Origin of the sequence: Salinisphaera sp. T31B1 (assembly GCF_040361275.1) — a bacterium.
Classification (GTDB): domain Bacteria; phylum Pseudomonadota; class Gammaproteobacteria; order Nevskiales; family Salinisphaeraceae; genus Salinisphaera.
Genome location: NZ_APNH01000001.1, coordinates 889235 through 902665, shown reverse-complemented (window position 1 = coordinate 902665; position 13431 = coordinate 889235). Strand labels below are relative to the sequence as shown.

The 13431-nt window shown below is 64.1% G+C and carries 15 protein-coding genes; 8 read left to right on the top strand and 7 right to left on the bottom strand.

Annotation, left to right across the window (positions count from 1 at the left end; all coding sequences use genetic code 11):
• The first annotated feature begins 145 nt into the window (after positions 1 to 145).
• Complete coding sequence (locus tag T31B1_RS04170) at positions 146 to 1207, top strand: threonine aldolase family protein (protein WP_353248194.1); 1062 nt, start codon at positions 146 to 148, stop codon at positions 1205 to 1207.
• Between the two features lie 190 nt (positions 1208 to 1397).
• Here the strand turns inward: T31B1_RS04170 and T31B1_RS04165 are convergent, their stop codons facing one another.
• The 7 genes from T31B1_RS04165 to T31B1_RS04135 all read right to left on the bottom strand — a co-directional run bounded on the left by T31B1_RS04165 (position 1398) and on the right by T31B1_RS04135 (position 7128).
• Positions 1398 to 1757 carry a gamma-butyrobetaine hydroxylase family protein gene (locus tag T31B1_RS04165; protein ID WP_353248193.1) on the bottom strand — a complete coding sequence of 120 codons (360 nt, stop codon included), beginning with the start codon at positions 1755 to 1757 and terminating at the stop codon, positions 1398 to 1400.
• A 99-nt stretch (positions 1758 to 1856) separates the two neighbouring features.
• Complete coding sequence (gene hslU, locus T31B1_RS04160; protein WP_353248192.1) at positions 1857 to 3269, bottom strand: ATP-dependent protease ATPase subunit HslU; 1413 nt, start codon at positions 3267 to 3269, stop codon at positions 1857 to 1859.
• Complete coding sequence (gene hslV / locus T31B1_RS04155) at positions 3262 to 3804, bottom strand: ATP-dependent protease subunit HslV (protein ID WP_353248191.1); 543 nt, start codon at positions 3802 to 3804, stop codon at positions 3262 to 3264. Before hslV ends, hslU begins: the two co-directional genes overlap by 8 nt.
• Positions 3805 to 3897: 93 nt before the next feature.
• A complete protein-coding gene (gene xerC / locus T31B1_RS04150; protein ID WP_353248190.1) occupies positions 3898 to 4833 on the bottom strand; it encodes a tyrosine recombinase XerC in 936 nt (311 codons plus the stop codon).
• A gap of 42 nt (positions 4834 to 4875) precedes the next feature.
• Positions 4876 to 5592 carry a DUF484 family protein gene (locus T31B1_RS04145; RefSeq protein WP_353248189.1) on the bottom strand — a complete coding sequence of 239 codons (717 nt, stop codon included), beginning with the start codon at positions 5590 to 5592 and terminating at the stop codon, positions 4876 to 4878.
• Positions 5593 to 5674: 82 nt separating this feature from the next.
• Positions 5675 to 6532, bottom strand: coding sequence for a diaminopimelate epimerase (gene dapF, locus T31B1_RS04140; protein ID WP_353248188.1), 858 nt, complete (start codon positions 6530 to 6532; stop codon positions 5675 to 5677).
• 5 nt (positions 6533 to 6537) lie between these two features.
• Positions 6538 to 7128, bottom strand: coding sequence for a copper chaperone PCu(A)C (locus tag T31B1_RS04135; protein WP_353248187.1), 591 nt, complete (start codon positions 7126 to 7128; stop codon positions 6538 to 6540).
• Between the two features lie 72 nt (positions 7129 to 7200).
• Between T31B1_RS04135 and T31B1_RS04130 the strand changes: the two genes are divergently transcribed.
• The 7 genes from T31B1_RS04130 (at position 7201) to T31B1_RS04100 (ending at position 13007) form a co-directional block, all read left to right on the top strand.
• Positions 7201 to 7665, top strand: coding sequence for a MerC domain-containing protein (locus T31B1_RS04130; RefSeq protein WP_353248186.1), 465 nt, complete (start codon positions 7201 to 7203; stop codon positions 7663 to 7665).
• Positions 7666 to 7707: 42 nt separating this feature from the next.
• Positions 7708 to 8208, top strand: coding sequence for a Fur family transcriptional regulator (locus tag T31B1_RS04125; RefSeq protein ID WP_353248185.1), 501 nt, complete (start codon positions 7708 to 7710; stop codon positions 8206 to 8208).
• A 207-nt stretch (positions 8209 to 8415) separates the two neighbouring features.
• Positions 8416 to 9168 carry an ABC transporter ATP-binding protein gene (locus T31B1_RS04120; protein WP_353248184.1) on the top strand — a complete coding sequence of 251 codons (753 nt, stop codon included), beginning with the start codon at positions 8416 to 8418 and terminating at the stop codon, positions 9166 to 9168.
• A complete protein-coding gene (locus T31B1_RS04115) occupies positions 9161 to 9865 on the top strand; it encodes an ABC transporter ATP-binding protein (RefSeq protein ID WP_353248183.1) in 705 nt (234 codons plus the stop codon). The genes T31B1_RS04120 and T31B1_RS04115 overlap by 8 nt, the downstream gene beginning before the upstream one ends.
• Before the next feature lie 48 nt (positions 9866 to 9913).
• Complete coding sequence (locus tag T31B1_RS04110) at positions 9914 to 11125, top strand: ABC transporter substrate-binding protein (protein WP_353248182.1); 1212 nt, start codon at positions 9914 to 9916, stop codon at positions 11123 to 11125.
• Between the two features lie 45 nt (positions 11126 to 11170).
• Complete coding sequence (locus T31B1_RS04105; protein ID WP_353248181.1) at positions 11171 to 12070, top strand: branched-chain amino acid ABC transporter permease; 900 nt, start codon at positions 11171 to 11173, stop codon at positions 12068 to 12070.
• Between the two features lie 19 nt (positions 12071 to 12089).
• The gene (locus T31B1_RS04100; protein WP_353248744.1) at positions 12090 to 13007 is read left to right on the top strand and encodes a branched-chain amino acid ABC transporter permease; all 918 of its coding nucleotides are present in this window, start codon (positions 12090 to 12092) and stop codon (positions 13005 to 13007) included.
• The last annotated feature ends 424 nt before the right edge of the window (positions 13008 to 13431 follow it).

Here is a 13431-nt window from a genome sequence, read left to right as displayed (position 1 = left end):
GCCGCCGGTTCGGGCGGTTCACTCTGGCCCGACGTGGCCCGCTCTGTTGTCGCTTCGACCACGATCACCGCGTCGACGAGCTTGCAGTCGGCCGCCGCGGGCTCTAGCGTCTCGCGTTGCTCAGCTATCCCACCTCCGGATCGTCATGCCCTACCCGTCCGATCGCCTCGACACACCCCGCTTCCTGGCCAGCGACAACACCTCCGGCATCTGTCCGCAGGCCCTGGAGTATCTCCTGCGAGCCAACGACACCGACGATCTAGCCTACGGAAACGATCGCTGGACGGCGCTAGCCAGCGATCGATTCCGAACGCTGTTCGAAACCGACTGCGAGGTGTTTTTCGTGTTCAACGGCACGGCCGCGAACTCGCTGTCGCTGGCAGCGTTGTGCCAGCCCTACCACAGCGTCATCTGCCATCAGCTCGCCCATATCGAGACCGACGAATGCGGCGGCCCGGAGTTCTTTTCCAACGGTTCCAAGCTGCTCACCGTACCGGGTGACATGGGGCGTATCGGCCCGGATCATATCGAGCGCACCGTCACCCGACGCAACGATATCCACTACCCGCGCCCGAAGGTCGTCTCGCTGACTCAGGCGAGCGAACTTGGCACGGTCTACGACCCCGACGCGCTCCGAGCGATTCGCGAAGTGGCCGATCGGCATGCGCTGCGCCTGCACATGGACGGCGCACGCTTTGCCAACGCCTGTGCCGGGCTCGACCTGGCCCCCGCCGAACTCAGCTGGCGGGCCGGTATCGATGTGCTGACCTTCTCGGGCACCAAGAACGGACTGGCCTTCGGTGAAGCGGTGATCTTCTTCGATCGTGAGCTGGCCCGCGATTTCGACTATCGCTGCAAACAGGCCGGACAGCTGGCATCCAAGATGCGCTATCTCTCAGCGCCCTGGCTCGGCTTGCTCGAAACCGGGGCGTGGCTGGACAACGCGCGTCACGCCAATGCCATGGCCCAACGCCTGGCCGCCGGCGTGCAGCATCTCGACGGCGTCAAGCTGATGTTCCCTGTCGAGGCCAACAGTGTATTCCTGGAGCTCGCCCCGGCCGTCCAACAAAGCCTGCGCGACGAGCGATGGACTTTCTATACCTTCATCGGCGAGGGCGGCGTACGGTTCGTGTGCGGCTGGAACACCACCGCCGAACTGATCGATCGGCTGATCGCCGATCTGTCACATGCGCTGTCGATGGCCTGATGGGCACGCCGCGACCTGCGCGCTCGGCCTCTAGCCGATACCGGCTGCCGCGCGCGGGTCTCGGCAACCCTGACGGCCCGATCGCGGCCGTTCACGGTAGCTACGCCCGGCCGGGCCGGCGGGCCAGCCGGCATGGCCCCCTGATTCGTGCGGGCAGCAGAGCGCTTGACTGACCGCAGTCGATCGCACGTCAGTGCCAGAGTCGATCGCGCGAGCCACCGGCTGCGCGGAGCCGCTCCAGATAATCGTTCCAGTTCGTCTCGTAGGCCGCGCCCAGCTCGCGCAGCGTTTCCCACGAATAGATGCCGGTGTTATGACCGTCATCGAAATGCAGCTGGATCGCATAGTTGCCCACCGGCTCGATTTCGGTCACACCGATCTCGCGCTTGCCGGTGACCAGTTCCATGGGCCCGCCATGACCCCGCACCTCGGCAGAGGGCGAGTACACGCGCAGATATTCCAGCGGTAGGCTGTAGGTGACGCCGTCGGTATAGACCACTTCCAGCGTGCGGGATTTGTTGTGCAGAACGATATCGGTCGGCGCGTCCATGTTCAAAACCTCCGGTGGCAATAAAAAGCCGGCGCAGGGCTGGCCTGCACCGGCTGTTGTCGCACGAATGCCGCGTCGCGGACAAACGCCGCGCCCGTTTTAAAGGATATAGCGCGACAGATCCTCGTCGGCCGCCAGATCCTTGAGCTTGGAATCGACATAGGCGGCATCGATCGACAGCGTCTCGCCCGCCTTGTCCGGGGCATCGTAGGAAATCTCTTCCATGAGCCGTTCCATGACCGTATGCAGCCGGCGTGCACCGATGTTCTCGGTACCTTCGTTGACCTTGAACGCCATTTCCGCGATGCGCGACACGCCGTCGTCGGTGAACGCAAGCGTCACCCCTTCGACGTTCATCAGTTCGCTGTACTGCTCGGTCAGCGAACAGTGAGGCTCGGTCAGAATGCGTACGAAATCCTCGGCCTTGAGCGCGTCCAGTTCGACCCGGATCGGCAGCCGGCCCTGCAACTCGGGAATCAGATCCGAAGGCTTGGCGACATGGAACGCGCCCGAAGCGATGAACAGGATATGGTCGGTCCGCACCATGCCGTATTTGGTGGAGACCGTGGATCCCTCGACCAGCGGCAACAGGTCGCGCTGAACGCCCTCACGGGACACATCGCCGCCCGACGAGCCGCCGGCATCCGAGCGCTTGCAGACCTTGTCGATCTCGTCGATGAATACGATGCCGCCGTTCTCTACCTCGTGAATCGCCTGAGTCTTGATCTGCTCCTCATCGACGAGCTTGGCGGCCTCTTCATCGACGAGCAGCCGATAGGCGTCCTGGATCTTGATCTTCTTGCGCTTGGTCTTCTCCGAGCCGCCCATGTTCTGGAACATGGACTGCAGCTGGTTGGTCATCTCCTCCATACCGGGCGGCGCCATGATCTCGACGCCCTTCTGCGACTGGCGCAGGTCGAGCTCGATTTCCTTATCGTCGAGCTTGCCTTCGCGCAGGCGCTTGCGAAACACCTGACGCGTCGCGGTGGATTCGGTGGCCTTCTGATCCGACTCGGCGGCCTCGTCCCAGTTCTTGGGGCGCGGCAGCAGCGCATCGAGGATACGCTCTTCCGCTGCATCTTCGGCCTTGACCCGTACCTGAGCCTTGGCGGCTTCCCGGGTCATCTTGATGCCGACTTCCACCAGATCCCGAATGATCGAGTCCACTTCCTTGCCGACATAGCCGACTTCGGTGAACTTCGTCGCCTCGACCTTCGTGAACGGCGCATTGGCCAGCTTGGCCAGGCGACGTGCGATCTCGGTTTTGCCGACGCCGGTCGGCCCGATCATGAGGATGTTCTTGGGCGTGATTTCGCCGCGGATCGCCTCGTCGAGCTGCATGCGCCGCCAGCGGTTACGCAGTGCAATGGCGACCGCCCGCTTGGCATCGGCCTGTCCGATGATATGCCGATCAAGCTCGGCGACGATCTCGCGCGGCGTCATTTCGTGTCTGGGCAGCGCGGTCGTCGCGCGCTCATCGACACTCAAGGTTTCAGGGGCTGTATCAGGCATGGTCCAACACCTCGACGGTGATGTGGTGATTGGTATAGATGCAGGTATCGGCCGCGATATGCATGGCAGTCTCGGCGATGGTCGGCGCATCCATGTCGGTATGCTCGACCAGCGCACGGCCGGCTGCCTGGGCGAACGAACCGCCGGAACCGATGGCCATGCAGGCGAACTCAGGCTCCATGACGTCGCCGTTGCCGGAGATCATGAGCGTCGCGTTGGTATCGGCGACCAGCAGCAGCGCCTCCAGACGCCGCAGTGCCCGATCGGTGCGCCAGTCCTTGGCCATGTCGACCGCGGCCTTGACCAGCTGTCCGCCGTGTTGCTGGAGCTTGCCCTCGAAGCGCTCGAACAGCGTGAATGCATCGGCCGTTCCACCGGCGAAACCGGCCAGCACCTTGTCGTCGTAGAGCCGGCGCACCTTGCGCGCATTGCCCTTGAACATGGTATTGCCCATCGACACCTGGCCGTCGCCGGCTATGGCGACCTGCCCCTTGTGTCGAACGGCGAGAATGGTTGTGCCGTCGAATTGTTTCAAAACGTCGAACCGGGTTGATATCGGTCTGACACGACTTGGGGCCGCCGCTCGGGCGATTCAAGCAACGCCGGCCGGACGCCGTTCTGCGCCCGTTCAGCCCAGCGGCTCGCCCCGATCCGGGGGGCCGTCGTCGCCGCCCAGCCGAGCCCGCGGGTGGGCGGCATCGTAGACCCGCGCCAGATGGGCGAAATCCAGATGCGTATAGATCTGCGTGGTCGCGATATGGGCATGGCCCAGCAGTTCCTGAACCGCGCGCAGATCGGCACTGGACTCCAGAACGTGAGTGGCGAAGGAATGGCGCAGCTTGTGCGGATGCAGATGGACCGGCAGCCCGTGCCGCCGTGCCCAGGCGTCCATGCGCGCAGCCACGCTCGAGCGCGAGATGCGTCGGCCGCGCTGGGACACGAACAGCGCCGGCTCGTCCGCATCGGCCCAGCCGGGACGTATCAGCAGCCAGCGTTCGAGCGCGTCGATGGCCCGTCGGCCGACCGGCACCGTGCGCTGGCGCGCGCCCTTGCCAAGGACCCGCGCTTCGCCGGCGCTCGTGTCCAGGTCGACGGTGTCCAGGCCAATGGCCTCGGCCAGCCGCAGGCCGGCCGAATAGAACAGCTCCAGCAACGCGTGGTCGCGTATATCGATCTCGGCCTCGGGCACGACGTCCAGCATGCCGGCCAGATCGTCGACATCCACGGTCTCGGGCAGCTTGGACGCCCGCTTGGGCGCGCGTACGTCGACTGCCGGATTGGCACGCACCCAGCCTTCGCGCATCTGCCACACATAGAAGCTGCGCAGTGCCGAGAGATTGCGCGCCAGACTGGCCGGCGCCAGACCGCCTCGATGACGGGCGGCCATGAATTCGCGCAGATCGGCCGGCGTGACACGCGACCAGTCATCCACCGCGCGTTCGCCCAACCACTCGGCGACCGCGTTGAGATCGCGCCGATATGCGCCGCGGGTATGGGCCGAGGCCCGTCGCTCGTGTGCCAGATGATCGATGAACGTGGCAATACGCTCGGACAGCCGATTCATCGCGGGCCTGCACCCATGGGCCGGTTCACCGCCGGAGAATCCTCACGACAGGGCGTCGTCGCCCAGCAGACGGCGCAGTGCCGCGGTGACCAGTTCGCCGGTGAGCTCCAAAAACAGCGTGCCGGCATCGGGCACGAACCGCTGCGGCTTGCGGCTGGCCAGCACGAGTGCACCATGCACGCCGTGAATACCCAGCGGAATCATCGCCGCGCTCGCCAGGGCCGGCACATCGTTCGTACGGGTGGCGAACAGGGCTTCCGAATGCTCTTCCGACAGCGGCCCGCAGATCGGCTTGCCGCGCCGGAATACGTTGGTCAGCGCGCGGCCGGCCGGGCTGTCGTGATCGATGACCTGTATCTCGCCTTCAGCGTGATCGGCCGGCTTTTCCAGGCCGATATACACGTGGTCGACGTCGAGATGCTGTTTCAGGCAGTAGGCCAGTTCGCGCACGAGCTCGGCCGGCGCGACGGCTGCGACCAGCACACGGGCCAGACGGTTGAGCTGCACCACCCGCTGCTCATTGTCGCGCGCGGTCTCGATGAGTTCGTTGAACCGCGACTGCAGCTGGCGGTTGGTCGCACGCAACGCGCCCACCTGGCGCTCGATCAGCGACACGGCGTTACCGCTGTCGTGACGCGTATCCAGCACCTCCAGCACTTCGGGATGCCGACGCAGAAAATCCGGATGCGCTTCCAGATAGGCTGCGACATCGGCGGCGTCGAGTTCGGGGGTCTGGCGCTGTTGTTCGGCTTCGTTCATGGCAACCATCGTAAGTGGCATCGATACACACCGATACGCATGACAGGCGTCGGGCGAGGCATGAAGTCCGCATTGGCGCGTCTCATGCCCGCACCTCAGACGATACCAGCTTGCCATCGAATACGCGCTCTGCCGGGCCGGAAAGAAATACCGGCTCGCCGTGCCCGGCCCAATCGACCTCGGCACGCCCGCCCGGCAGGTCCACGGCGACATGCGGATCCAGCCGTCCGGCGTCGATGCCGGCCACGACCGCGGCCGCCGCGCCACTGCCACAGGCCAGGGTCTCCCCCGCCCCGCGCTCGAACACGCGCAGGCGAACATGATCACGGGCCACGACCTGTACGAACCCGACGTTCACCCGTTCCGGAAACGCCGGATGCGACTCCAGCGCCGGTCCCAGCACTGCAACGTCGGCGGAGTCGATATCCGGGACCTGGATGATGGCATGCGGATTGCCGATCGCCAGCGCCGCGAAATCCACGGCCTGTCGGCCAGCCACATCGGTCAGGCAATAGTCGGCCGCCCGTTCGAAGCCGGCCAGCGGAATATCGGCCGGCTCGAAGACCGGTACACCCAGCGCCACGCGATAGCGGTGCTCGGCTCCGTCGAGCTGTTCGAGCACCATCTGGCCGTCGCGGATGTCCACCACGATCCGGCGCTTGTCGGTCAGGCCTTGTTCGCGCACGTAACGCGCAAAACAGCGCGCCCCGTTGCCACACTGCCCCGATTCGCTGCCGTCGGCGTTGAGAATGCGATAGCCGAAGTCCGCCTCGGGCGAGCGGGGCGGATCGACGATGAGGATCTGGTCGCAGCCGATACCGAAATGACGATCGGCGATCGCACGTGCCGAGGCGGCATCCAGGGTGATCGCGCGGCGGGTCCCGTCGAGCACGACGAAATCGTTGCCCAGACCGTGCATCTTGGTGAAAGCCAGCGCCATGTCGATCAGCTCGCGGTAGCCGCATCGTCGGCGGCTGCGCCCTCGTCAGCGTGATCGGCCGGTGCCATATCGTGATCCATGGCGTGGTCCATGCCGCGGGCCGTATCCCCCTCGTTCTGCGCGCCCGGCTGCTCGGCACGCACGGTCGCCGCCACCGGCAGTTCCGCATTCTGGCTGCCACAGGCCAGGATCAGCTCGACCTGGTCGCCGGCTGCATAGGGCTGGGTGGGGTTGAACAGCATCACGTGGCGACCACCCGGCTTGAAGTCGATGCTTTCGCCTGCCGGCACGGTCACCTTCTCCAACGGCTGCATGCTTGCCTGACCGTTGTCGTTGACTACGGTCTCGTGCATCTCGGCGCGATCGAACTGGCTGCTGGTCACACCGTTGACGACCACCTTCGCGTCGCCGGTATTGGAGAGCGTGAAATACGCACCCATCACTTCGGCGCCGGCAGGTGCAACGCGCACCCAGGGCTCTTTCACGGTCAATGCGCCGCAGTCCGGGGCCTCTGACTCGCTGCAGCCGGTCAGCGCCAGCGCGGCCAGTGTTGCGGCCAGCCCGACCGTCGCGCATCGAACGAATGTCCTGTGCATCTCGCCCACTCCTTTCCAAATGTTATATATTAACGCTCTGGCCCAACCCAGCCCAGCAGGGAAGCTCCGCTCGTGCGTTCCGACTCGTTCTCCGATTTTACCGGCAAACTGGATAAGACCGCAGTCGCGCTGTCGGGACTCTGCCTGGTGCATTGCCTGCTGCTGCCGTTCGCGATCGCCCTGTTCCCGGTCCTGGGCTTTTCGCTGGTCAGCCACGAGACGTTTCACCAGCTGATCCTGATCCTGGTGGTACCGACCACGGCCGTGGCCTTGGGCTTGGGCTGGGCGCGTCATCGCAGCCGGACCGTCGCCTTGCTGGGGGTGATCGGCATCGCCGCACTCATTGCTGCGGCGTTCATCGTCCACGAATACGGTGGCGAGCGTCTGGAGCGCGCGATCACCGTGGCGGGCGGGCTGGTGCTCGCGGCCGCCCATATCCGCAATTTCCGGCTCAGCCGGCGGCTGCACCGGCATGCGCATCATCGGCCGCCGGGCGTGGCGGTCGAGCCGGACGACCAATGCGGTATCGATCGCTAGAATGCGCGATACTGCGGTTCTGTTTGCGCACTGCCACCGGCCATGACTGAGAACGCCAACGCTTCGGTATTCGACGCCCGCGGACACGATCATTCGGCCTGTATCGCCGATGCACTGGCACGGGCAGACGCTCGATGTGCCCAGCGGGGCCTGCGCCTGACCGCCATTCGCCGGCGCGTACTCGAGCTGATCTGGGACAACCATCGCCCGACCAAGGCCTATGATCTGCTCGACGCGATCAGCGCCGAGCGCGGCAACGCCGCGCCGCCCACGGTCTATCGCGCGCTGGATTTTCTCCTCGACGCGGGGCTGATTCACAAGATCGAATCGCTGAACGCGTTCATCGGCTGCGATGCGCCCCACGAGTCCGGCCATCCGAAATTCCTGATCTGTCGCCAATGCGAGCGCGTCGCCGAGATCGCCAGCCAGCCGATCGATGCCGCGATCGCCGCCGAGGCGCGTCGGGCGGGCTTTGCCATCGACCACGAGACGATCGAAGTCGGCGGTATCTGCGAAGCCTGTTCGCAGCATCGCAGCGACTGATCGCGGCGATTACGCCGGGGGCCGGCGATGTCCGTACCGGCCTCCAATCCTGCGACTAAGGTGGGATAACCCCTGACGCGACCTGCGTCTAGACTGATTTCGCGCGTCTGACCAGGCGCGGCGAGGGGCAATACACCAAAGACTATCTATGGCGCAGGACGACGACACATCGACGGGCGCGGCCCGTTCGCGAACGGCATACCGGCTGTGAGCGAGGCGATTCTTCAGGCCCGTGGGCTGAGCAAGAAGTTCGCCGGTTTCACCGCGGTCGAAAGCATGGATCTGGACGTCCAGCGGGGCAGCATCCATGCACTGATCGGCCCGAACGGGGCAGGCAAGACAACCGTGTTCAACATGCTCACACGGTTCATCGAGCCCTCGGCCGGCAGGATCGTCTACGACGGCACCGATATCACCCGTCACAAGCCGACCGACGTCGCCAATCGCGGCATGGTTCGATCATTCCAGATATCGGCGATCTTTCCGCACCTGAGCGTGCTGGATAATGTTCGCGTGGCGCTACAGCAGCATCTGGGCCTGTCGTATCACTTCTGGCGCTCGTCCAGGGTGCTGGATTCGTTGACCGACCGGGCCATGGCGCTGCTCGAGGAAGTCGGCCTGGCCGAGTTCGCCGAGGTAACCAGCGTGGAACTGGCTTATGGGCGCAAGCGCGCACTGGAGATCGCCACCACTCTGGCGCTCGATCCGCGTCTGATGCTGCTCGACGAACCGACTCAGGGCATGAGCTCGGAGGACGTCGGCAAGGTCACGGCGCTGATCCAGCAGGTCGCTGCCAATCGCACCATTCTCATGGTCGAGCACAACCTCAAGGTGGTGGAGTCGCTGGCCGACCGGATCACCGTGCTCAATCGCGGCGAGATATTGGCCGAGGGCCCGTACTCGGAAGTGTCCCGCGACCCGGCCGTCAGACAGGCCTATATGGGGACCGAGGATGTCTGAACTGCTGCGTATCGAAAATCTCAACGCCTGGTACGGCGAATCGCACATCCTGCACGGCATCGACCTGTCGGTGGCGCGGGGCGAGGTGGTCACCCTGCTCGGGCGCAACGGCGCCGGGCGCACCACCGCACTCAAGTCGATCCTCGCCCTGGTGGACAAGCGAACCGGTTCGATCCGGGTCAATGGCACCGAAATCATCAAGCAGCCGACCCACAAGATCGCGCGTCTTGGCATGCTCGGCTACTGCCCGGAAGAGCGCGGCATCTTCTCGCGCCTGAACGTGGAGGAAAACCTCAACCTGCCGCCGCGCCTGAGCGACGATGGCATGAGCGTGTCCGAGATCTACGAGATGTTTCCGAACCTGGCCGAACGCCGGCGCAGCCTGGGCACGCAGCTGTCCGGCGGCGAACAGCAGATGCTGGCCATGGCGCGCGTGTTGCGCACCGGCGCCCAGCTGCTGCTGCTCGACGAAATCACCGAAGGCCTGGCGCCGGTGATCGTGCAGGCGCTGGGCAACACCATCCGGCAGATCAAGGAGCGTGGCCTGACCATCGTGCTCGTCGAGCAGAATTTCCATTTCGCCGCGCCGCTGGCCGACCGCCACTACATCATCGAACACGGCGAGGTCGCCGAAGTGATCGAGGCCTCACAGGCCAAGGCCAAGAAAGAACGCATCAACCAGTTCCTGAGCGTCTGAACCGGCCGGTGCTCACCCTGAAAGCGATGTCAACGAGGGGATAACCCGATGAACAAGTCACTACTGACCGCGGCGTGCACCGCTGGCCTGATGGCCTTCTCCGGCGCGCAGGCCGCCGACCAGGCCTCCAATGACAGCGTCAAGATCGGAGTCCTGACCGATATGTCCGGGGTCTACAAGGCGATCGAAGGGCCGGGAGCGGTGATCGCTGCGCAGATGGCCGCCGACGATTTCGGCGGCCAGGTACTGGGCGCACCGATCGAGATCGTCTCCGCCGACCACCAGAACAAGGCCGACGTCGCCTCGTCGATCGCGCGCAAGTGGATCGACCAGAACCATGTCGACATGCTCGTGGGCATGGACAATTCGGCAGTCGGGCTGGCTGTTCAGGGCCTGGCCTCGGAAAAGAACACCATCACCATCAACACCGGTGCGGGCTCTTCCGAACTCACCGAAAGCCAGTGCTCCAAGTACGGCATTCACTACGTCTACGACACCTACGCCTTGCCGGTCGGCACGGCCACGGCGATCGTCAAGAACGGCGGCAAGAAATGGTTCTTCATCACCGCCGACTACGCGTTTGGGCATTCGCTGCGTGACAACACCTCGCGCGTGGTCAAGGAACTCGGCGGCGAGGTACTGGGTAGCATCGAAGCGCCGCTGAGCAGCACCGATTTCTCGTCCTACCTGCTGCAGGCCAGCGGCTCCGGGGCGGACGTGATCGGATTGGCCAACGCCGGCGGCGATACCGTCAATTCGATCAAGCAGGCCAATGCGTTCGGCATCGTCGAACGCGGCCAGAAACTCGCCGGCATGCTGGTGTTCCTGACCGACGTGAAGGCACTCGGCCTGGATACCGCCAAGGGTCTGGAGTTCACCACCGCATTCTACTGGGACCGTAACGACGAATCGCGCAAATGGTCGCAACGCTTTTTCGACAAGCACGGCGCCATGCCGACCATGGTCCAGGCCGGCGTCTACTCGAGTGTGACCCACTACCTGGAAGCGATCAGGGCCGCAGGCAGCGACGAAGCCGCGCCGGTACGCAAGCAGCTCGGCGAAATGCAGCTCAACGACTTCTTCGTCAAGAACGGCAAGATCGAAGCCAACGGGCTCATGTCGCACGATATGTATCTGGCCCAGGTCAAGACGCCAGAAGAATCCAAAAGCGACTGGGACCTGCTCAACATCGTGAGCACGATTCCCGCCGAGAAAGCCTATATCGCTCTGTCCGACAGCGCCTGCCCGCTGCTCAAGTGACCCGCCGACGAGTAGTCGAATGACCACGATACGACGCATAAAGCCATGAGTCTCAACGCGATTCTTGCGCAAACCATGTTGGGGCTGAGCACCGGCGTGTTCTACGCCATGCTCAGCCTGGGTCTTGCGATCATCTTCGGGCTGCTGAACGTGATCAACTTCGCCCACGGCGCGCTCTACATGCTGGGTGCGTTCGTGGCGCTGATCGGCTATTCCTATCTCGGGCCGTGGCTGGGTTTCGACGACTACCACATGGGCTTCTGGACCGCGCTCATCGTCGCGCCGCTGGTAGTCGGCATTTTCGGCATGCTCATCGAACGGTTCCTGCTACGCCGTCTGTACGCCTTCGATCATATCTACGGCCTGTTGCTGACCTTCGGCATCGCGCTGATCCTGCAGGGTATTCTTTCGAACTACTTCAATATCTCGGGCACCGCCTACCCGGCCCAGCCCGATGTATTGAGCGGTATCGTGAATCTCGGCTTCATGTATTTCCCGAAATACCGGCTGTTCGCGATCGTGTTCTCGATCGTGGTGTGCTTTGCCACATGGTTCGTGATCGAGCGAACCACCCTCGGCTCGGTGCTACGGGCCGGCGTGGAGAACCCCAAGCTGGTGGAGGCGTTCGGTATCAACGTGCCACGCATGGTGACGCTGACGTTCGGGTTCGGTGTGGCGCTGGCCGCGCTGGCCGGCGTGCTGGCCGCGCCGATCTACTCGGTCAGCCCGCTGATGGGCGCCGATCTGATCATCACCGTGTTCGCGGTAGTGGTTATCGGCGGCATGGGCTCCATTCTGGGCGCGATTGTCACCGGGCTGGGGCTGGGGCTGGTACAGGGCCTGACCCAGGCGCTGTATCCGCCGGCCGCCAATACCGTCATCTTCTTCATCATGGTCGTGGTGCTGCTGATTCGTCCGGCCGGCCTGTTCGGCAAGGAAGTCTGAAACCATGCGTCACATCACCATGAACGGTGTCTTCTGGGTACTGCTGCTCGGCTTCGGCCTGGCCGCGCCGTATCTCGTCTACCCCGTGTTCGCCATGAAGCTGCTGTGCTTTGCGCTGTTCGCCTGCGCATTCAACCTGTTGCTCGGCTACACGGGCCTGCTCTCGTTCGGTCACGCGGCCTTTTTCGGCGGGGCGGCCTATATCACCGGCCACGTCATCAAGGTGATGCAGCTCGACCCGCTGATCGGCATTCTGGCCGGCACGCTGTTCGCGATGGTTCTCGGCGCGATCTTCGGTGCGCTTGCCATCCGGCGTCAGGGCATCTACTTCGCCATGATCACGCTGGCTCTGGCCCAGATCATCTTCTTTCTCGCGCTAAAGCTGCCGTTCACGGGCGGCGAAAACGGTCTGCAGGGAATTCCTCGTGGGCATATGCTCGGGCTGATCGATCTGAACGACCCGCTCGCGATCTACTACGTGGTGTTCGCGATCTTCATGATCGGTTTCCTGATCATCTATCGCACCATCCATTCGCCGTTCGGCCAGATTCTGACCGCCATCCGCGAAAACGAGCCTCGCGCCCGTTCGCTGGGCTACAACGTGGAACGCTTCAAGCTCATCGCGTTCATCATATCAGCCACCCTGGCCGGCACCGCCGGAGCGACCAAGGCGATCATCTTCCAGTTCGCCTCGCTCACCGACGTGCACTGGCAGATGTCGGGCGAAGTCGTGCTGATGACGCTGCTGGGGGGCATGGGCACGCTGTTCGGACCGGTCGCCGGCGCCGGCGTGGTGATTACCATGCAGGACGAGCTGGCCTCGTTCGGCTCGTGGGTTCAGGTCGCCATCGGGGCGATCTTCGTGGTGTGCGTGCTCATCTTCCGGCGGGGCTTCGTCGGTGAACTGGCGCGGCTGCTCAAGGCCAAATCCACCTGATACGCCCGCTCGCAAGGCCTTGGAGCGCACGCAGCTCTTCGGCGCAAGGCCGTAGCACGCCGTGGCCACGCGATCACTCGATCGGCGCGAGCCGTCGTGCTGCGACTCATCGGGCTACCAATTACCTGATCGTACTGATACACGAAAACCGGACATACCGGCCATCCGGGATTCGCCGCCGGTCTTTGGCCCGTGCCCAGCACTGTCGATAAGCACCGGCACCTGCCGTATGCCCGGTTTATGCCGTGCCCCGAACCGGCTGGAGAACGACAATAGCGCTCCGTGCGGACCGTAGCCCGGACGCAATCACGGCCGCAGCGCATGCGCTTGGCAGAACGCGCAACCGGCGTTTTTGACGACAGACAGTGCTCGACCCCGCCATAGCGGATACCGGCTTCGTGCGGGTGTCGCCCCGCCTGTCATC

Excerpts from the sequence above, each read along its gene's own strand:
- T31B1_RS04165 (WP_353248193.1), bottom strand. The coding sequence starts at position 1,757 with ATGGACGCGCCGACCGATATCGTTCTGCACAACAAATCCCGCACGCTG.
- dapF (WP_353248188.1), bottom strand. The coding sequence starts at position 6,532 with ATGGCGCTGGCTTTCACCAAGATGCACGGTCTGGGCAACGATTTCGTC.
- T31B1_RS04110 (WP_353248182.1), top strand. The coding sequence starts at position 9,914 with ATGAACAAGTCACTACTGACCGCGGCGTGCACCGCTGGCCTGATGGCC.
- T31B1_RS04125 (WP_353248185.1), top strand. The coding sequence starts at position 7,708 with ATGACTGAGAACGCCAACGCTTCGGTATTCGACGCCCGCGGACACGAT.
- T31B1_RS04170 (WP_353248194.1), top strand. The coding sequence starts at position 146 with ATGCCCTACCCGTCCGATCGCCTCGACACACCCCGCTTCCTGGCCAGC.
- T31B1_RS04135 (WP_353248187.1), bottom strand. The coding sequence starts at position 7,128 with ATGCACAGGACATTCGTTCGATGCGCGACGGTCGGGCTGGCCGCAACA.
- T31B1_RS04105 (WP_353248181.1), top strand. The coding sequence starts at position 11,171 with ATGAGTCTCAACGCGATTCTTGCGCAAACCATGTTGGGGCTGAGCACC.
- T31B1_RS04145 (WP_353248189.1), bottom strand. The coding sequence starts at position 5,592 with ATGAACGAAGCCGAACAACAGCGCCAGACCCCCGAACTCGACGCCGCC.
- T31B1_RS04115 (WP_353248183.1), top strand. The coding sequence starts at position 9,161 with ATGTCTGAACTGCTGCGTATCGAAAATCTCAACGCCTGGTACGGCGAA.
- xerC (WP_353248190.1), bottom strand. The coding sequence starts at position 4,833 with ATGAATCGGCTGTCCGAGCGTATTGCCACGTTCATCGATCATCTGGCA.
- T31B1_RS04100 (WP_353248744.1), top strand. The coding sequence starts at position 12,090 with ATGAACGGTGTCTTCTGGGTACTGCTGCTCGGCTTCGGCCTGGCCGCG.
- hslU (WP_353248192.1), bottom strand. The coding sequence starts at position 3,269 with ATGCCTGATACAGCCCCTGAAACCTTGAGTGTCGATGAGCGCGCGACG.